Consider the following 19,840-nt stretch of genomic DNA (forward strand, 5'->3'; position numbering starts at 1 on the left):
TCTCCCTTATAAAGTAAAACTAGCTTTTACTTTTTCGTGTTAAATAACACTTGTCCGTCCTTGATAAATATTGCCGTTTGAAGGATCGATTGTTATTTCTTCACCATCTTCAATAATGTCCATAGCATTCTTTACACCGACAATAACTGGAATTCCTATATTGATTGCCACAACAGCAGCATGACTCGTCAATCCGCCTTCCTCGGCAATGATACCCGAAGCCTGGTTAATCCAAGGCATCATGTCACGGTCAGTCCCAGATGTAACGATAATATTACCTTCCTGAAACTCATTTTCTAAACGCTTTTGATCTGTTGTAACAAAGGCTTTACCAGCCGCACCACTTTCGCCAATACCTTGCCCTTTAGCGACGACATTTCCGACAACATGAACCTTGATCAGGTTAGTCGTACCACTTTCCCCAACAGGTACACCAGCTGTGATTACAACCCGATCCCCGTGTTGGAAAAGATTCGTCTCTAAACCTTTATCGACAGCTAAGGCAAGCATCTCATCAGTTGAATTAACGCGTTCACCTTGTATTGCATGAACGCCCCAAACAAGGCTTAATTGTCTACCCACATATTCCTTGGACGTCACGGCTACTATTGGAGCTTGTGGACGATACTTAGATGCCATTCTAGCTGTATTTCCACTTTCAGTTGGTGTAATGATTGACTTCACACCTAAATCTTCTGCTAAGTTAGCTGCTGAGTGACTAATCGCATCTGTGATCGTAAAGTCTGATTCAATTAATCGCTCCTCCGTCAACGATTCATTTTGTAACGTTTTTTCAGTATAAACCGCGATATTAAACATAGTCTTAACTGCTTCAACTGGATAATCACCAGCAGCCGTTTCGCCCGATAACATGATTGCATCGGTTCCATCATAAATAGCGTTTGCGACATCACTCGCTTCAGCACGTGTAGGTCTTGGGTTACGCTGCATAGAATCAAGCATTTGAGTTGCTGTAATCACAGGTTTACCAGCTAGGTTACATTCGTTAATCATTGTTTTTTGAATGAATGGAACTTCCTCAGCCGGTATCTCCACACCTAAATCGCCACGGGCAACCATTATGCCATCACTAACTTTAATGATTTGATTTATATTATCGACACCTTCGCGATTTTCAATTTTCGGGATAATTTTAATATGTTCGGCCTGATTGTTTTCTAAAAGCTCTCTTATATCTAGTACATCTGATGGTCTTCTTACAAATGACGCAGCTATAAAATCAACATCCTGCTCAATGCCAAAATTAATGTCATCTGTATCTTTATCAGTAATACCAGGTAGGTTAACTTTCACATTCGGAACATTGACACCTTTTCGATCTTTTATCGTACCGCTATTAAGCACTTTCGTAACGATTTCATTCACTTGTTGCTTAATGTCTGTTACTTCAAGTTCAATGAGTCCATCATCTAATAATATTTTTCTACCAACCTCTACATCATCTATTAAACCTTTGTAAGTGATAGTAAAGCATTCGCTTGTCCCTTTAACGTCATCCATCGTCAGTCTTACCGTTGACCCTTCAACTAACTCCGCTTCACCATCTTCAAATAAACCCGTTCTAATTTCAGGTCCCTTCGTATCTAAAAGGATTGCTATGGACTTATCCATTTCACGTGCTGCCTGACGAATATTAGCGATTCGTTCGCGTTGTTCGTTATGATCACCGTGTGAAAAATTAAGACGTGCGACATTCATCCCAGCATCGATTAACTGCTTCAATGTTTCAACAGACTCAGATGCGGGACCAATCGTACATACAATTTTGGTCTTATTCATAAAATTTCCTCCTAAATCCATTATATCGATAGTTGATTAGATAGATTATATAAGTCTTTTGAAAACTTATTTTTTAAGTTTAAAGCATCGTTAATGTCATGATGAACTAAACGGTTTTGTTCAATGCCAACCATTCGGCCTTTCTCACCATTCATAAGCAAATCAACTGCAAAAGCACCCAACCGTCCTGCCAGTACTCGATCATAGGCTGTTGGTGAGCCTCCACGTTGCGTGTGTCCCAATACCGTTACACGCGTCTCAACATTTAATTCATGTTTTATTTGATCGGCATAATCAACTGCACTCCCCACACCTTCTGCAACTAAAATGATACTATGCCTTTTACCTCTTTGGTGCCCGCGCTTAACCTTTTCAATGACTTCATTCATGTTTGGTGGGTATTCAGGGATAAGTATGCTTTCGGCACCTGCAGCCACCCCGGCCCATAAAGCTAGATCTCCTGCATCACGTCCCATTACCTCAATAACATAAATTCGCTCATGTGAGGTAGCCGTATCTCGTATTTTATCCACCGCATTAATCACTGTATTCAAAGCCGTGTCAAAACCAATCGTAAAATCTGTACACGGAATATCGTTATCAATTGTTCCTGGTATGCCTATACACGGTACTCCTTTTTCTGTTAGCTTTTGTGCACCTTTAAACGAGCCATCTCCACCTATAACAATCAAGCCTTCAATATCTTTTTTCTGAAGTTGCTGAATAGCTTTCTCTTGTCCTTCATCTGTTTTAAACTCTTCCGATCGTGAAGAATATAGGATGGTGCCACCTTTTTGAATAATATCTCCGACTGAACCTATATGTAGCGATTCAATATGACCGTCGATTAAGCCTTGATATCCGTAATAAATACCTTCAACTTCGATATTATTAAAAATACTGCTTCTAACGACTGATCGTATAGCTGCGTTCATTCCTGGGGCATCGCCACCACTCGATAAAATACCTACACGTTTCATTTTAAACACCTCGTTCTTATTGTGCTCTGTGCTCTATTTTAAATCATATCGATTTTTAATACCATGATTTAGTTAGGTTATTCAGACACTATGTAATAGCTAAGATCAAATTTAAATGAAAAACGGAGCTGACTATCAGCTCCGAACAATAGATGATACTGCACCAATTTGTTGATATTTTTCCCATCTTAAATCCAATAAATCATTATCTGAAATTTCACTTAGTTCATTTAATGCTTGTCTTAACGTGCTTTGTATTTGTTTAGCTTGCTCTTCGATATCACGATGTGCTCCACCCTGTACTTCTTGAATAACATCATCTATAACGCCTAATTCTTTTAAGTCATAAGATGTTATTTTCATTGATTCAGCAGCTTTTTGGGCCAAATTTGAATCCTTCCACAATATTGCGGCTGCTCCTTCTGGTGATATAACGGAATAAGTTGAGTTTTCAAGCATGTATATGCGATCTCCAACGCTTATACCTAACGCACCACCACTTCCACCTTCACCGATCACGATACAGATAATCGGAACGGTTAGGCCAGCCATTTCTCTTAAATTTCTAGCAATGGCTTCACTTTGTCCGCGTTCTTCAGCGGCTTTACCTGGATAAGCACCTTTCGTATCAATAAAGTTAACAATTGGTCGATTGAATTTTTCTGCTTGGTACATTAAACGCAAGGCTTTACGATACCCTTCAGGATGAGGCATACCGAAGTTACGACGAATATTATCCTTCGTATCCTTACCACGTTGATGACCTATAACTGTAACAGGGGTACCTTCAAATTTGGCTATTCCACCAACGATTGCTTCATCATCTCCGTAATTTCGGTCCCCATGAAGTTCCATAAAATGAGTAAATAGTTGCCCGATATAATCTATGGTCGTAGGACGTTCGACGTGTCTTGCCATTTGAACTCGATCCCATGAAGACATATTGCCGTAAACTTCTTGTTCTAATAGTTCTAGGCGGTTTTCGAGCTTGTTAATTTCATCTGTTAAATCGACTTCACTTTCATTTGTGAATTTTTTTAGCTCAGAAATCTTTTCGCGTAACTCTACAACGGGTTTTTCAAAAGGAAGAACATGTTTCATCGATCATCACCTCCAGCCTGGTGTAATTCTAATATGTTAGATAAAATGTCTTTCATATCATGGCGGTGAATCACTTGATCAAGTTGTCCATGTTTAAATAAAAATTCGGCTGTTTGGAAATCATCAGGTAATTTTTCACGTATCGTTTGTTCAATGATGCGCCTTCCAGCAAAACCAATTAACGCACCAGGCTCAGCAAAATTATAATCACCTAACGATGCAAAGCTTGCTGATACACCACCTGTTGTAGGGTTCGTCATATAGGAAATATACAGCCCTCCAGCGCGACTAAAACGTTCTAAAGCCACAGATGTTTTTGACATTTGCATTAAGCTCAAAACGCCTTCCTGCATTCTCGCTCCACCTGAAGCTGTAAAAATGATAATTGGTAATTTCTCATCCTTGGCACGCTCAATGGCACGAGCAATTTTTTCACCAACAACCGAACCCATACTACCCATTCGAAAACGTGAATCCATCACCGCAATTGCTGTTGCATGGCCATTAATTGAACCTTTTCCTGTCACAACAGCTTCATTAATTCCTGTTTTCTCTTGATCTTTTTCTAATTTTTCTAAATATCCTGGGAACTCGAGTGGATTCTCAGAGACCATATCCCCGTCCCATTCTTCAAAGGTTGAATCCATTAATAGAGCAATCCGTTCATGTGATGACATTTGATGGTGATGATCACAATTCGGACATACCATTAAATTTTTTTCAATTTCTTTTCTATAAAAGATTTGACGACAAGAAGGGCATTTTAACATGATACCCTCTGGCACATCTTCTCGCTCTTCCTGCTTTGTTACCGTCGCATATTTTTTCTTTTTATTAAAAATATCTTTTAGCAATCGGATTTCCTCCCTATTAATCAAGCTCCTCTCAACTATATACAACTCCGATTAAAAAGTTTGTCGGAATTCCTCATCAATCCAAACTCAACTCTTGATAGACTCGTTCAATCTTGTGCGATGCTTTGTCCAATTTCTTTTCTTGAATTAACTTTAATAAATCAATATAAAATAATTTCGGAAGATTAGGTTGATAGGCTGATTGTGAAAACTTATGGACTAAATGCCAGATTTTTAATAAAAGTTGATTTTGTACCTTTTCAAACAAATAATTATAGAAAAAAGCATGAACTTGACTTAAATCTAGTTCTTGAATCTCTTCATACAAATACACATAATCCTTTTGTGTTAAATGTTGATGAGCTTTTTGGATACACTGCTGCTCTAGCATATGTAACACTTCTAATAATTCTTCTTTAGTCGATGTCTGCCTTAAGACAAAGGTTGATAATACCTCGACCGTATGGTAAGGCCGATAAGTTTTTAGAAAGGTACCTTCACCGTGCTTGGTCTCAATTAACCCTAATAATTCAATCGCACGTAATGCCTCTCGTACTGAAGACCGCCCTGCATTTAATTGTTCTGCTAATTCACGCTCAGAAGGCAAACGGTCCCCTTCAGTTAAGTTGTTTTCTTCAATAAATAATCTAATTTGGTCAAGAACTTCCTGATAAACCTTAATTTTAGCTGAATTTGTCATCCAAGCACCTCAAGCATGATTTATGATTCATCAATTGTTGTAAGTTCTTGTGTGCGCTTCTTAACTTTTTCAGGATCAACTTGGGTTCTTGCAACACCTGATTCCATGGCTGCTTTAGCGACCTCACTTGCAACAGCAGGTGCAACACGTGGATCAAATGGATTTGGTATCACATAGTCTTCTGACAATTGATCACCAACAAGATTGGCAATCGCTTCTGCTGCAGCTACCTTCATTCGTTCATTAATACGTGTCGCTCGAACATCTAAAGCGCCTCTAAATATACCAGGGAATGCTAAAACATTATTGACCTGGTTTGGAAAATCAGAACGCCCTGTGCCAATCACTTTAGCACCTGCAGACTTAGCAACATCAGGCATGATTTCTGGGTCTGGATTTGCCATAGCAAATATAATCGGGTCATCATTCATACTTTCAACCATTTCTTTAGACAAAGCACCACCGACAGAAACACCAATAAAAACATCCGTATCTTTGATCACTTCTTCAAGCGAACCTTCGACCTTATCTTTATTTGTCATTTTGGCCACTTCATCCTTAACAGGGTTCATACCATATGGGCGACCTTCAAAAATAGCGCCTTTAGAATCGCACATAATGATATCGCGTACACCAAAGTTATAAAGTAATTTGATAATGGCAATACCTGCAGCCCCTGCGCCGTTCGCGACAACTCTTATATCAGAAAATGACTTACCGGATAAACGTAAGGCATTGATTAATCCCGCTACCGTGACAATTGCTGTACCATGCTGATCATCGTGGAAGATCGGGATGTTCGTTTCCTTTTTAAGTCTGTCTTCAATAATGAAGCAGTTTGGTGCTGCTATATCCTCTAAATTAACGCCTCCAAAAGTAGGCTCCATTAATTTAACTGTATTAACAATTTGGTCAACATCATGTGTATCTAATGCGATTGGAAATGAATCTACGCCAGCAAATCCTTTAAACAACGCAGCTTTACCTTCCATTACAGGTAATGCCGCTTCTGGTCCAATATTTCCTAACCCTAATACTGCTGATCCATCTGTAACAACGGCAACCATGTTACCTTTCATTGTATAGTCATAGACAGATTCCTGGTTGTCATATATCGCTTTACAAGGCTCCGCAACACCCGGAGAATAGGCTAAACTCAAATCCTTCTCGTTACGAATTGGAATCTTAGAGTGAGTTGCTAATTTACCTTCATTAACTTTATGCAGATGTAGTGCTTCTTCTTTTAAATTCGTCACGAAAACCTCTCCTTTATTTTGCAATCAGACTATTAAAAGTGGTCTGACCACCTTAACTTTATTCATTATAACAAAACACCCATATGTGTAAAGTAATACATTACGGTTGTAATGTCTTAACTTTAACGTTTTCAGGTTGAAACTTTCCTTTTAATTGTTCCAAAACTTCTTTTGTATAGGAAACGTCATAAGCCTCCGATAATTGATACGTTTTATGCTGTGATGGTACATGGTAGACGATCGGTGTATTTCCTGGGTGCCTTTGACAAAAATTGTATAATTCTTTTAATTGCTTCTCTTCGTTTCCTTCTTCAGCTCTAATAAATATTTTAGCTTGATTAGTTTTAGAGACGGAATCAATTGAAAAACGATCCATTTCATTCAGGATCACCTGATATTTTCCATTACGTTGATCTAATTTACCTCTAATTTTGACAAATTGTCCTTCATCTAACCATCTATGCACATCTCGATGTAATTTTGGAAACAAAACACCCTCGATTTCATTTGTTTCATCTTGTAGCGTGAGAAAAGCCATTTGCTCTCCCCGTTTAGTCCGAACATGTTTAATTCGATCAACACTGACTACCATAGAGCATTGCTTTAGATGCTTGCTAAGTATCTCCTTAATAGATAGATAACCCTCTTTTCTTAAAGCACGACGAATATGCGATAAAGGATGCTCACTAATGACAAAACCAATCACATCCCGCTCCATATTCAACTGCTTCATAACCGGAAAAGGTTGAGCATTCGGATACTCTATATCCATTTCAAATAAATCATCTGTCCAGTTAATTTGACCATCTATATCGGAAAAAAGCTCACCTTGTTCCATAGAAGGCATGACAGATGCTAATAATTGGGCTCGATGTCGCTTAGTTTCATCAAAAGCTCCTGCCATAATTAACGTTTCAATGACTGATTGATTGACTACCTTTAAAGACACCCGTTTACAAAAATCAAAAATGTTTTTAAAGGGCTCTTGCTTCCTCGCGTTAAACATATCATCATAGGCTTGTTTACCAACACCTTTAATGGCTAATAAACCAAAGCGAATTTGATTAGGAGACTCAACGGTAAATTTACCGAAGCTATTATTAATCGATGGTGGTAGTACTTGAATCCCTTGAGCACGTGCCTCTTTAATGTACCGCTCCAGCTTCTCATGATCATGCATAACAGAAGACATTAACTCTGAATAAAAATAAGCAGGATAGTTAGCCTTAAAATATGCCGTTTGATACGAAATAATTGAATAGGCAGCTGCATGACTTTTATTAAACCCGTAGTCAGAGAAGCGTTCAATCCAATCAAACATTTGATTGGCTATTCTTTCATCGTAGCCGTTTTGCAAACAACCGTCTATGAAACGCTCCTTCATTTGGTGAATAACATCTCGATTTTTCTTACTTATAGCACGGCGAAGAATATCGGCCTGTCCATATGAAAAACCAGCCAGTTTATGGACCGCTTGCATAATTTGTTCCTGGTAAACGAGGACACCGTATGTATTATTTAAGATCGGCTCTAAGTCCTCGTGAATATAGTCTAATTCTTCACGACCATGCTTCCTTTTCGCAAACGTCTCGATAAACTGCATTGGACCTGGCCTGAACAACGCATTAACGGCCACAATATCTTCAATCTCATTAGGTTTGATTAATTTTAAGGCACGCTTCATTCCATCTGATTCTAATTGGAAAACTCCTGTTGTAAAACCGTTTCTTAACAATTGATACGTCTTAGAATCATTTAATGGTAAGCCATTAAGATTAATCTTTTTCCCTTCATTTTCCTCAATTTGCTTAACCATTCTCTCTAATAGAGTAAGGTTTCTTAATCCTAATAAATCCATTTTGAGTAACCCAACAGCCTCTAATTGCTGCATTGGAAACTGGGTTAACGTAATTAAATCTTGCCCTTCTAAAACAGGAATCTTTTGTGTTAACGGTTGGTTACTAATAACAATCCCTGCTGCATGGGTTGAATAATGCCTTGGCAGACCTTCAATAATAGAAGCCGCTTGAAACATACTTTTTAGACGTTCAGATTCTTTTATATAATCCCTAAATTCATGATTTTCCTGTACGATCTGTCTTAATGAACTAGCCTTAACATTTAGCTGTTTTAATAAATATGTCAGCTGTCCCTTTTCGATTTGAAAAACCTTGGCTAATTCGCGTACTGTTGATCTTGCTTGAAACGTCCCAAATGTAATGATTTGCGCGACCCGATCTTGACCATATTTTCTAGAAACATATTGAATGACTTCATCTCTTCTATAATCTGAAAAATCAATATCAATATCAGGCATATTCCGACGCTCCGGATTTAAAAATCGCTCAAATAGTAAGTCGTATTTAAGCGGATCAATTTCAATAATGCCTAATAAATAGGCGACAATTGAGCCAGATGCTGACCCCCTGCCAGGGCCAACTAAAATATTTTCTTGTTTAGCATAACGAACAATGTCCCAAACAATTAAAAAATAGTCTGAGAAGTCCATCGACTCTATAACGTCTAACTCATGATCTAATCGTTGCTGTGCTAGTTGTAAGTCTTGTTGCGTGTACCGCTTTGGTAATTTCATTTCGCATAACGCTCTTAAATACGATTCAGACGATTGACCCTCCGTATCAGGATACTCAGGTAAGCTAAACCACTTTTCAGGAAGACTTACGTCACATTGATCAGCAATTGATTGTGTTCGTTCCTTCGCCTCATGCCATTCTTGCGGAAGTCTTTCATCAACCTCTTTTTCCGATAATAAATGGATGCCTGAAATGGCCTGACGACGAACAGCGTCAAGGGAGCTTGATTGGTCCATTGCATACATCGACTCATACCCTATACGATCAGACTCATTTAAATAGCGTACGTCACACATAAAAACCATTTTTTCGGCATAATATGGTGAATTTGCATCTAACCAATCTGTTACAACATTACGACGCGAGGTAATCGGCTCAACGCTGAAATACCATTCGGGTAAGTGTTGATCGATGTTATGAAATAGTTCTTTGATGTGAGCTTGGTCGTCTAAATATATGATATCTTCAATATAGGTGTCATAAAACGATATGATAGGTAAAACACCCTCATACTGACCAATCTTTTCCACTGTGATTTTTTCATGATCTAATTTTTTTAAATTAGATAGTTGGACAAGCGAACGATAGCCTTGTTCATTTTTTGCATATAAATAAATAGTTACAGGTCGTTTCTCAGAGCCAATATAAACATTCATTGACATGCCAATAATTGGTTTAACCCCTACCTTTCGACACACTTGATAAAACGAGTAAACACCATGCATCGATTCGTGATCCGTAATCGCACAGGCTGAAAAACCTAGTTGCCTCACCTGTTCAACATATGAATCTATGTCAATCGTGCTATTTAAATATGTATAGCTACTTTTCACTTGCAAATGAACAAATGACATGTCCATCACACCTTTTCTTCAATCATAATTTTATTATATCGAAATCAATGTCATTCTTGAAATGTTCAACATATAATAATTTAACTTCTCATATTATTTATTAGGCCCTTGTCCACTGACAAGCTGTTTTGAGAGACGATAAGTCATATGAGAAGGTTGATGAATCATGGAAGAACGTTTTTTTGCCGCTATAATAAAATGCTTTTTTATATCATTTGGTGTTTTAACAGGTGGAGCATTATTCGGTAGTATAAGTGCTTTTTTAACGGGTGAACCTCCTATTTCTGAGATGTTAAATGCCGCTAAACGATTACGAATTTGGGCAATTGTTGCAGCCATCGGCGGAACTTTTGATGCTATTTCCACATTTCAAAAAGGCATATTCGAAGATTCTACTTTAGAGCTAATTAAGCAGATCCTTTTAATTGTTTCAGCCATGGGAGGAGTTAAAATTGGCATGTTATTAATCTCCTGGATCACGCAAGGGGAAGTTTAATATGCATATTCCACCTTATTATAAAAGACCATCTTGGCAGGCATTTTTTATTGGCATTTTAGTAGGCGTTGTTATAGGATATCTATTTTTTCTGTATGTTTACGGTGAACATACGGAGCGATGGATTGAAGAAAACCTTACGCTTAGGCAGGAAATAAAAGAGTTAGAACAGGATGTTGAATTGTTAAGGCAGGATAAAGACGATATTAATATGGAGCGAGAACGAAGATTAACCATCCAGGACGTTGAAGTTGAATTTACAAATATAGAAGACCTTAACCTTGATCGTTTTACCGTGATTCGCTTAACAGATTTAGTAGAGGATGAAGTTGGAACAGTCGCAGGAAGAAATATTGAATCGGTCAGTGATCAACGTGAATTACTCATACGTACCATTGAAAATAAAACGTTCAGAGTCAATGACATTCAGTATCAAGTTAAAGTCGATCAATTAATTATAGGACCCACACTAACCGTGACATTAGAGATAAGCCTACAGGGTAGTTAACGTAAAAAATTTGACTTTTTTTCAAAAGTTATGTCAAAAAAGCTATAATAGTAAAAATTTCGGTTATAATGTTAAATATCAAGAAATTTTTATTAGGGGTGAGAAGATGTTTGTATTTAATAAACGGGAAGTTGCAGATGAAAAACTTAATCATTTACTTGAGGGATACTCCGTTTATGCTGAAACAGAAGAACTCATCCGACTAATGAATCGCAGAATACAATCACAGGAGTTAGATATAATTATTGATGATACGGATCAAGGCTGCTGGTTTATCCCGAATTATTAGATGAAAAGGACCGGGCATTTGTCCGGTTTTTTGTGTGTTTACTTAACATTACCCGTTATAGAAAAAGAATAAACCAGAAAAGAAAAAGTTTAGCCTCCTTTGAGACTAAACTTTTATTTATGCCTGACTGGTTTGATTATATTTCAGACAGACTTGATTTAAATCTTGAACGAGTCGGTCAGCCTCATCCCATGATGAAACTTTAGCACCTGAGGCCATCGGATGCCCTCCACCATTATACTGAAATGCCACATCATTAATCACCGGCCCTTTAGAGCGTAAACGTACACGAATCGTATCCTCCTCTTCTACAAAAAAGACCCAAGCTAACACATCCTTAATGTCACCAGCTATCCCTACAAAGGCATGTGTATCATCAGCTGTTAGATTGTATTCCTCTAAAAGGTTGCGATCAATTTTAAATACTGCCAGCCCACTTTCACGAGGTTCGATATTTGCTAAAAGTTCACCCTTAAACTTAGCAATTCGGAGTGGAATTTGGTACATATTATCATAAAGCTCAGTGCGATCAAAATCATATTTCGTTAAATCACTGGCCACTTCAAACGTACGTCCTGTTGTACTAGGGAACAAAAATCGGCCAGTGTCACCTACAATCCCAGCATACAGAAGTCGAGCACTTTTTTGATTTAATGTTAATCCTTCCTGTTTACCAGCTTGATATAACTCATAAATCATCTCACTCGTTGAAGAGGCATCTGTATCTACCAAGACGATATCTCCATACGGCTCACGATTGGGGTGGTGATCAATTTTAATCAGTTTATCGCCTTGCTTATAGCGTTGGTCACAAACGCGCTCTTCATTGGCCGTATCACAGACAATAACTAATGACCCTTTATATTGATCATCGTTAATATTATCTAATCGAGATAGATAATTTAACGAAGGGTCTTCTTCACCGGCTAATAGAACTGTTTTATTAGGAAAAGAATGCTTAATCATTTCACCTAAACCAGCTTGTGAACCGTAAGCATCAGGATCGGGTCTAACATGACGATGAATAATAATCGTATTATATTCTTTAATGAGTTGTATGATTTGTTCCTTCATCAATTTGTCATCCTTTCTTAATTTGTCCGACTAGAAATTTTAGAGGTCAGTCGATACAATTAACTCATGTGAATTTTGCTAAAAAGGAGAGAAAATAAGTGCCCTTATTTATCGTAATCATTGTTGTATCTTTTGTTTTATATATTTATTTTAAGGTCAGAATATTAAATGTAAAAGACCCACTTTTTATGCGTTTTACAAATGCCAAGGCACGAATAGCCTTAGGTCTTTTCATATCAACGTTTGGTATGAATCAATATTATTTTTATCAAACAAAGCTCGCTCTATTTGTTTGTATCGTTTTTCTAGCCCTAGGTATAGCGCAAATCATTTATGGTTATAAGCTTTATAAACATTACCGCGAGGAAATTTTAAAGGTTAACGATTAATAAATTGTGTCATGACTAATGCTTTACCCGCCAATTCGTCATTAGACATTATCTGAACGTCTACCTTTGCAAATTTACGACCAAACTCTAATATTTGTGGAATAATCGTTAGATGACTTCCAATTTGAACAGGCTTCATGTAGTAGATCGACATATTTTCGATAACCATGTCGCCTGTTTTTTGTTGCTTTAATACCTGGTTACAAGCCTCTGTCACAAACGAAGCAAATACACCGTAAGATAATGAGCCTAAATGGTTCGTCAGTTGTGGTGTAACTTCCGATGTAAACCATGATGAATCAACTTCATAATGCAATTGTTTTTGCACAATATCATCAATGGTTTCACCGATTTGCGGTTGTCTCTGATTGCTTTGTAAGCCTTTAATCACATCTTGCCGCGTAATAACACCTTGAAAAATATTCTGATCATTCACGACGGGTAGAAGCTCAATCCCTTGCCAGACCATTGTATGTGCTGCAGCAGCTAGGGATGTCGTTGTTTGCACAGAAATTGGATTTTTGGTCATCACCTTTTCGATTTTTAAGTGATTGGGTTTTCCGATAATATCTTTTGACGTTACCATACCAATAATTCGCTGCTGATGATTAATAACGGGATAGCGACTATGCTTCGTTTGATTATTAAGGTCATACCATTGTTGAATCGTATCTCCCTCTCTTAAAAGATGTGTCTGTTCAAAAGGCGTATAAATATCGTCAATGATAATAATCTCTTTTTTAATGAGTTGATCATATATGGCTCGGTTAATCATCGCAGCAACGGTAAACGTATCGTATGAGCAGGAGATAACCGGCAATTCATTCTGATCAGCTAAGTGTTTGACGTGGTCAGTCGTATCAAATCCGCCAGTAATGAGAATGGCTGCTCCTGCATTTAATGCTTGCTCCTGAGCCTTAACGCGGTTCCCCACGATTAATAAGGAGCCTTTTTCAGTATATCGCATCATTGCTTCGAGCTTCATCGCCCCGATGACGAATTTATTCAATGTTTTATGTAATCCGCTTCTCCCGCCAAGAACTTGCCCATCGACAATATTAACGACTTCAGCAAATGTCAGCTTTTCAATATTCTCTTTCTTTTTTCTTTCGATTCGAATGGTTCCAACCCGTTCAATCGTACTGACATAGCCCATATTTTCAGCTTCTTTAATAGCTCTATAAGCTGTCCCTTCACTGACATTCATATCTTTAGCAATCAGTCGCACAGAGATTTTAGTACCAATCGGTAATTGTTCAATATGATTTAAAATTTGTTCATGCTTTGTTATCATTACGATCACCATTTCCGAAAATCAAGATAATCTCATTATATCGATACATCATTCATTATTAAAGTGCCAGCCCTGATATGTGCTTCAGAACTGGCACTTAGTTGAAGCTTATAATGTTAATTCATTACCTGGTTTCATAGCTAAACCAACACCCGCCTGTAAACTATTACAAAACGCTTCAGGGTCTTGTTGAATGACAGGGAAAGTATTGTAGTGGATTGGTACTACCTTTTTGGCCTTAATCCATTCAGAAGCAAGCTTTGCATCCGCGGGCCCCATCGTGAAGTTATCTCCGATTGGAACGAATGCTAAATCAATATCATTTAAATCACCAATCAGTTTCATATCAGAGAATAGCCCAGTGTCACCCATATGATAAATCGTTTTATTACCAATGGTTAGTAGAATTCCACCAGGCATCCCCGTGTAAACAATGGTGCCATCTTCCTCATTATAACTCGAGCCGTGGAAAGCTTGCGTAAATTTCACTTTACCAAAATCAAACTCATGAGCTCCACCGATGTGCATATTATGTGTATTCAAACCTTTGTTACCTAAGTAATCCGCTAATTCATTAGGAGCAACGACTAGGGCGTCATTACGCTTTGCGATATCAAACGTATCACCAACGTGATCATTATGGCCATGAGTTAATAAAATCACATCAGCATCAACTTGACTAGCGTCTAAATCACATAAATCATTCCCAGAAATAAACGGGTCAAAGATGATTTTAGTACCCTCGCTTTCAACTTGTACAACTGAATGTCCATGGTAAGATACTTTCATAAATGATAACCTCCTCATAAATATTTCTCACTAAATTAATTCTCCATAGTTCATTTATTTCCCTTGTTTCGTTATGATAACACATATAAGAAAAAATAATTGAGGTGAATACAATGGAAGCAAGATTAAACAATTTAACCCAAGCTTTAAAGAAACATAGCATCGATAGTGTATTTATGACCTCGAAAGAAAATGTCTTTTATTTTACTAATCTGTATGCCGAAGCACATGAACGTCTTATTGGCGCTTATATGGATCAAAAAGGCAATCGCATTTTAATTGCACCAGCTTTAGAAAAAGAAGATGTTAAAAATGCAGGCTGGAACGGAGAACTGATTACATACTTTGACCATGAAAACCCGTGGGATAAGCTATCATCTTTTATAAAAGATATCGGACACCCTCAATCAATGGCAATTGAAAAAGAAGACCTAAATGTTTTGAATTATGAAACGTTAAAAAATCAATTCCCAAAAACTGAAATGGTAAATGGACAACATTTTCTTAATGAATTAAGACTGATTAAAGATCATCATGAAATGAAGATTTTAAAGGAGGCCGCTCAATATGCTGACTTTGGAATCGAAACGGCTCTAAAGCATATTCAAGCAGGTAAAACAGAATTAGATATTATCGCTGAAATTGAATATGCGATGAAAAAAGAAGGCATACGAGACATGTCATTTGGTACAACTGTTCTTACTGGTAAAAAATCAGCAGCTCCTCACGGGAATCCTGATTTAACACCTATTCAAAAGAGTGATTTTGTTTTAATGGATTTAGGGGTTGTTCATAAAGGGTACTGTTCCGACATTACCCGTACTGTCGTTTTTGGAGAAGCGTCAGAGCAACAAAAAGGCATTTATCATACTGTTCTACAAGCAGAGCAAAAAGCGATTGAAGCTTGCCAAGTCGGTACGCGATTAGGGGATATCGATCAAGTGGCTCGTCAAGTCATTAAGGATGCAGGTTACGGCGAGTATTTTCCACATCGGATTGGACACGGATTAGGAATTAATGTTCACGAATTCCCTTCGCTTGCGTCTAATAATGATTCAGTACTTCAAGAAGGTATGAGCTTTACCGTAGAACCTGGTATATATGTACCTGAGGTTGGTGGTGTTCGGATTGAGGATGATGTATTCATAACAGGTGACGGACCAACAACCTTAACTGAATTTATTAAGGAGCTCATTGAGTTATAAATAGTTTAAAGAAAAAACTTAGAACCCCTTCTGCATAAAGTTGCAGAAGGGGTTCTTGTTATACAGCCCGTTTTTTATTTCGACCAAATTTATTTTTGATTCTTTGGATGAATGGGAATAAAATCGGGCCATATTTTATGATTCGAATAAGCCATTTTTTCATACGAAGGGCTCCTTCAATCATATTGTGAATCCCATTAATGACGCCATTAAAGGACATCATTGATGATTAGTTTTTCACGATTGAAGAAAATTATAATGTTAAAGCATATCATTTAAATCTTTATATGCAAGATGATGGGCATCTGCCACGGCTTTGTACGTGACATAACCATCTAATGTATTAACGCCTTTTAATAAATGTTGATTATCTTTAACAGCCTGTCGATACCCTTTATTAGCTAATTGCAAGGCATATGGAACGGTCACATTCGTTAAACCAATAGTTGATGTTCTTGGTACGGCCCCAGGCATATTGGCAACTGCATAATGTAATACATCATGTTTTTCATAAGTTGGGTTATCATGGGTTGTAATATGATCAACAGTTTCAACAATACCTCCTTGGTCTACCGCAACATCAACAATAACAGAACCAGGTGACATGCTTTTCACCATATCTTCAGAAACTAGCGTAGGGGCTTTTGCTCCCGGTATTAATACGGCACCAACGACTAAATCGGACTGTGTAACAGATTCAGCAATATTTAATTCATTAGACATAACCGTATTAATTTGGTTTCCAAATATATCATCTAACTCACGTAGGCGTTCTGGATTAAGGTCAATAATGGTTACATTGGCACCTAATCCGACAGCAATTTTAGCAGCATTGGTACCTACACCTCCACCACCAATGATGGTGACTTTCCCACGCTCAACACCTGGAATTCCACTAAGTAAAATACCTTTACCACCACGGGATTTTTCTAAAAATTGAGCACCAATTTGACTAGCCATGCGGCCTGCCACTTCACTCATCGGATTTAATAATGGTAAAGATCCATTATCTAATTGAACGGTTTCATAAGCAATACCAACGACTTTATTATCGATAAGTGCTTTAGTTAATTCTGGCTCTGCCGCTAAATGTAAATAAGTAAAGACAATAAGTCCTTCATAAAAATAATTATACTCCTCTGGTAACGGCTCTTTAACCTTCATGACCATTTCTTGCTCCCAGGCTTCTTTAGCAGAAGAAACAACCTTAGCACCTGCATCTTCATATTGCTTGTCCGTGAAGTTTGACCCCATACCGGCGTTAGTTTCAACAGAAACATTATGTCCAGCATTAACTAAGGCCACAACACCAGCTGGCGTTAAAGCAACACGGTTTTCATTATTTTTAATTTCCTTAGGTATTCCGATTCGCATCAGACTGACCCCCTCATCAATAATAAATATTTAAATGTCATATCCAACTCATACTATACCATCATTATGTATAATTGGTATAGTATTCTATAAATATCGGTGTATGACATCCATTGCTCCACTCACTTCAATCACAGAACCCGTAATCATATCAGAATCGTCTTGACATAAATAACCGACTGTACGTGCAATATCTTCCCCAGTTCCAGGTCGACCAATTGGTGTCTCATCATCTTGTACTAAACGGCTTTCGCTAATATTTTTTTCTTTCATATCATTTGTAATCTTACCCGGCGCAACCATATTGGCCGTAATTTTATTTTCAGCTTCCTCTAAGGCAATAGATTTCATTAAAGATGAAACACCTACCTTTGCTGCAGCGAAAGCAGAGCGGTAAATCCAACCGGAACTATGGTTAACCCCTTGAAAGCCTAAAAAAACAATACGACCAAATTGTTGTTGACGCATAATGGGTAAGCAAGATTTCAGGAGATGAAATGATGCATCTAAATTACCGCGAATCATTTCATTCCACTCTTCTTCACTGTAATCAAAGAGTTTTTTTCTTTTAAAAATATAAGGACCAGCATTACTGACTAGACAATCGATTCGGCCAAATACTTCGTATGCACGTTTGATGACTTTTGGTATTTGCTTATGATCTAACACATCGAGCTGTTCTATATGTAAGCGTTTTCCTTCTTGTTCATAAGTTTTACGCATCTCTTGAGCTTGTTCCTCATCTGAACGATAAGTTGCCGTAACTTGATAGCCATGCTCTAAAAAATATTCCGTTATCTTACGGCCAAGTCCTTTAGTCCCTGCTGTAATAAAAACATGACGCATTTAAATCCCCCATTCTTGCGACATCTTATACATGTATTCTATCATCATTTTTTTAAATTTTGAATTTTAGTTGTTAAGCTTTATTATAATTATAATAGGCGTGATATACTATTAAAAAGGAGGGCTTTTCCATGGCGTTTGAGTATCATAATATTGTAATTGCCGTTGACGGTTCAAAGGCATCCGATTTTGCTTTCCAAAAAGCGATTGATATCGCTAAAAGAAATAACGCAAAATTAGTAATCTCCCATGTTGTTGACACCCGTGTTTACTCAACGATTGAAGCCTATGACCGCAGTGTTTCTGACCGTGTTCAAAACGATGCACTTGAACTATTAAAATCCTTCGAAAAAAGAGCCACTCAAGCTGGGGTTCATAATGTTGTGACAGATATTGAACATGGTTCCCCAAAGGTTAAAATAGCCAAGGAAGTTGCACCAAGGCACCGAGCAGACCTCATTATTTGTGGTGCAACAGGCATGAACGCGGTTGAACGCTTTTTTATCGGTAGTGTATCGGAACACATTACACGTTATGCTAAAGTTGATGTCCTTGTTGTAAGGCCAGAAGAAAATTAAGCTTCCTAATAAAGTAGTCATGCTTCTCTATTTGTTTGCTCCTTAATGAAACGATACTGATAGAAATGCTTTGCAAAATTCGTCACCTGTTTCGCTAACCTGTAATTTGATACTGCCCCAATTCCAACACTGACTAACGGAACACCTTGAACTAATTTTTTTCGAAACATCACAATCGCTAGTACTTTAAAAATTTGATTAACCGGTTGTTCCGCCCAAGACCTATCTACTAATAATGATTCATCTTCCATGATTGTTTCGATGTCTTCCATGTCATACTTTAGCTTTTCCCAAGCTTCATGCTGAAATCTTTGAGGTAAAATACCCGCATGAAGGACTTTTAAGGCCATAATCATTTCAAGTGGATTATTCATGTCATAGCCATAGCACGTTCCAATCAATTGCACGCTTTTTAAATTCATCGTGACGATTAACGGGAAATCAATGCCTAACAATAACCAACCGCCCGTACCTGTTAAACCACCTTGTGTAAAAGCATACACTCGACTTTTAGACAACTGTTGATCCGCCAAATACGTCAATTGCTCAACTGACAATGTTTTTAAATCTGATATTTCTTCTATACGATCATCAAAAGAGCGGGCTGTTTGTAATATGCGATCTTTTGCTGTCAATTGCATATTAGTCCCTTGTAAAAAAGTATACGTATATAAAAACCATTGGTCCATCGTCTCAAAAATTTTATTCTGATATGAGGATGGAATGCTTGAGAACATGTTTTGAATCCATATTTCATATATTCTCTCAAAGTCATTTGTGACATGCTGCTCCAAACCTTTTTCCCACTGAGCAATTGAACGCGTAATACGTTCCTCTCCCACCATGAACTCTCCTTTCA

At 37.6% G+C, this 19,840-nt stretch carries 19 protein-coding genes; 6 read left to right on the forward strand and 13 right to left on the reverse strand.

Annotation, left to right across the window (positions count from 1 at the left end; all coding sequences use genetic code 11):
* Window positions 1-39: 39 nt before the first annotated feature.
* The 7 genes from pyk to dnaE all read right to left on the reverse strand — a co-directional run bounded on the left by pyk (window position 40) and on the right by dnaE (window position 10,139).
* Complete coding sequence (pyk, locus tag BLP77_RS06485; protein ID WP_093856301.1) at window positions 40-1,800, reverse strand: pyruvate kinase; 1,761 nt, start codon at window positions 1,798-1,800, stop codon at window positions 40-42.
* A gap of 20 nt (window positions 1,801-1,820) precedes the next feature.
* Window positions 1,821-2,780 carry a 6-phosphofructokinase gene (gene pfkA / locus BLP77_RS06490; RefSeq protein ID WP_093856302.1) on the reverse strand — a complete coding sequence of 320 codons (960 nt, stop codon included), beginning with the start codon at window positions 2,778-2,780 and terminating at the stop codon, window positions 1,821-1,823.
* Between the two features lie 135 nt (window positions 2,781-2,915).
* Window positions 2,916-3,881: an acetyl-CoA carboxylase carboxyl transferase subunit alpha gene (gene accA, locus BLP77_RS06495; RefSeq protein ID WP_093856303.1), complete on the reverse strand. Its 966-nt coding sequence runs from the start codon at window positions 3,879-3,881 to the stop codon at window positions 2,916-2,918.
* Window positions 3,878-4,735: an acetyl-CoA carboxylase, carboxyltransferase subunit beta gene (gene accD / locus BLP77_RS06500; RefSeq protein WP_093856304.1), complete on the reverse strand. Its 858-nt coding sequence runs from the start codon at window positions 4,733-4,735 to the stop codon at window positions 3,878-3,880. The genes accA and accD overlap by 4 nt, the downstream gene beginning before the upstream one ends.
* A 76-nt stretch (window positions 4,736-4,811) precedes the next feature.
* A complete protein-coding gene (locus BLP77_RS06505; RefSeq protein WP_093856305.1) occupies window positions 4,812-5,435 on the reverse strand; it encodes a FadR/GntR family transcriptional regulator in 624 nt (207 codons plus the stop codon).
* 20 nt (window positions 5,436-5,455) lie between these two features.
* Window positions 5,456-6,691: an NADP-dependent malic enzyme gene (gene ystJ, locus BLP77_RS06510; RefSeq protein ID WP_093856306.1), complete on the reverse strand. Its 1,236-nt coding sequence runs from the start codon at window positions 6,689-6,691 to the stop codon at window positions 5,456-5,458.
* Between the two features lie 100 nt (window positions 6,692-6,791).
* The gene (gene dnaE / locus BLP77_RS06515; protein WP_176752979.1) at window positions 6,792-10,139 is read right to left on the reverse strand and encodes a DNA polymerase III subunit alpha; all 3,348 of its coding nucleotides are present in this window, start codon (window positions 10,137-10,139) and stop codon (window positions 6,792-6,794) included.
* A gap of 166 nt (window positions 10,140-10,305) precedes the next feature.
* Between dnaE and ytrH the strand changes: the two genes are divergently transcribed.
* The 3 genes from ytrH to BLP77_RS06530 all read left to right on the forward strand — a co-directional run bounded on the left by ytrH (window position 10,306) and on the right by BLP77_RS06530 (window position 11,432).
* Window positions 10,306-10,635, forward strand: coding sequence for a sporulation membrane protein YtrH (gene ytrH, locus BLP77_RS06520; RefSeq protein ID WP_093856308.1), 330 nt, complete (start codon window positions 10,306-10,308; stop codon window positions 10,633-10,635).
* A 1-nt stretch (window position 10,636) separates the two neighbouring features.
* A complete protein-coding gene (ytrI, locus tag BLP77_RS06525; RefSeq protein ID WP_093856309.1) occupies window positions 10,637-11,143 on the forward strand; it encodes a sporulation membrane protein YtrI in 507 nt (168 codons plus the stop codon).
* Window positions 11,144-11,249: 106 nt separating this feature from the next.
* Window positions 11,250-11,432, forward strand: a complete 183-nt coding sequence (locus tag BLP77_RS06530) for a YtzJ family protein (protein WP_093856310.1) — start codon at window positions 11,250-11,252, stop codon at window positions 11,430-11,432.
* Window positions 11,433-11,549: 117 nt separating this feature from the next.
* On the opposite strand, the gene BLP77_RS06535 is transcribed toward BLP77_RS06530, so the two are convergent.
* Window positions 11,550-12,506, reverse strand: coding sequence for a DHH family phosphoesterase (locus BLP77_RS06535; protein ID WP_093856311.1), 957 nt, complete (start codon window positions 12,504-12,506; stop codon window positions 11,550-11,552).
* Window positions 12,507-12,604: 98 nt separating this feature from the next.
* Between BLP77_RS06535 and BLP77_RS06540 the strand changes: the two genes are divergently transcribed.
* Window positions 12,605-12,895, forward strand: a complete 291-nt coding sequence (locus BLP77_RS06540; protein WP_093856312.1) for a YtpI family protein — start codon at window positions 12,605-12,607, stop codon at window positions 12,893-12,895.
* On the opposite strand, the gene BLP77_RS06545 is transcribed toward BLP77_RS06540, so the two are convergent.
* Both BLP77_RS06545 and BLP77_RS06550 read right to left on the reverse strand, forming a co-directional pair.
* Complete coding sequence (locus BLP77_RS06545; RefSeq protein WP_093856313.1) at window positions 12,885-14,189, reverse strand: DRTGG domain-containing protein; 1,305 nt, start codon at window positions 14,187-14,189, stop codon at window positions 12,885-12,887. The genes BLP77_RS06540 and BLP77_RS06545 overlap by 11 nt on opposite strands.
* Before the next feature lie 108 nt (window positions 14,190-14,297).
* Window positions 14,298-14,978, reverse strand: coding sequence for a metal-dependent hydrolase (locus tag BLP77_RS06550; RefSeq protein WP_093856314.1), 681 nt, complete (start codon window positions 14,976-14,978; stop codon window positions 14,298-14,300).
* A gap of 113 nt (window positions 14,979-15,091) precedes the next feature.
* On the opposite strand from BLP77_RS06550, the gene BLP77_RS06555 reads away from it, so the two are divergent.
* Complete coding sequence (locus tag BLP77_RS06555; RefSeq protein ID WP_093856315.1) at window positions 15,092-16,183, forward strand: M24 family metallopeptidase; 1,092 nt, start codon at window positions 15,092-15,094, stop codon at window positions 16,181-16,183.
* A 261-nt stretch (window positions 16,184-16,444) separates the two neighbouring features.
* Here the strand turns inward: BLP77_RS06555 and ald are convergent, their stop codons facing one another.
* Together ald and BLP77_RS06565 are read right to left on the reverse strand one after the other, a co-directional pair.
* The gene (gene ald, locus BLP77_RS06560) at window positions 16,445-17,557 is read right to left on the reverse strand and encodes an alanine dehydrogenase (protein WP_093856316.1); all 1,113 of its coding nucleotides are present in this window, start codon (window positions 17,555-17,557) and stop codon (window positions 16,445-16,447) included.
* Window positions 17,558-17,644: 87 nt separating this feature from the next.
* Window positions 17,645-18,403 (reverse strand): SDR family oxidoreductase, encoded by a 759-nt coding sequence (locus tag BLP77_RS06565; protein WP_093856317.1) that lies wholly within the window; start codon window positions 18,401-18,403, stop codon window positions 17,645-17,647.
* A 131-nt stretch (window positions 18,404-18,534) separates the two neighbouring features.
* Between BLP77_RS06565 and BLP77_RS06570 the strand changes: the two genes are divergently transcribed.
* The gene (locus BLP77_RS06570) at window positions 18,535-18,981 is read left to right on the forward strand and encodes a universal stress protein (protein ID WP_093856318.1); all 447 of its coding nucleotides are present in this window, start codon (window positions 18,535-18,537) and stop codon (window positions 18,979-18,981) included.
* Between the two features lie 17 nt (window positions 18,982-18,998).
* Here the strand turns inward: BLP77_RS06570 and BLP77_RS06575 are convergent, their stop codons facing one another.
* The gene (locus tag BLP77_RS06575; RefSeq protein ID WP_245686818.1) at window positions 18,999-19,823 is read right to left on the reverse strand and encodes an EcsC family protein; all 825 of its coding nucleotides are present in this window, start codon (window positions 19,821-19,823) and stop codon (window positions 18,999-19,001) included.
* Between the last annotated feature and the right edge of the window lie 17 nt (window positions 19,824-19,840).

It is taken from the genome of Tenuibacillus multivorans (assembly GCF_900103915.1).
GTDB classification, from domain to species: domain Bacteria; phylum Bacillota; class Bacilli; order Bacillales; family Alkalibacillaceae; genus Tenuibacillus; species Tenuibacillus multivorans.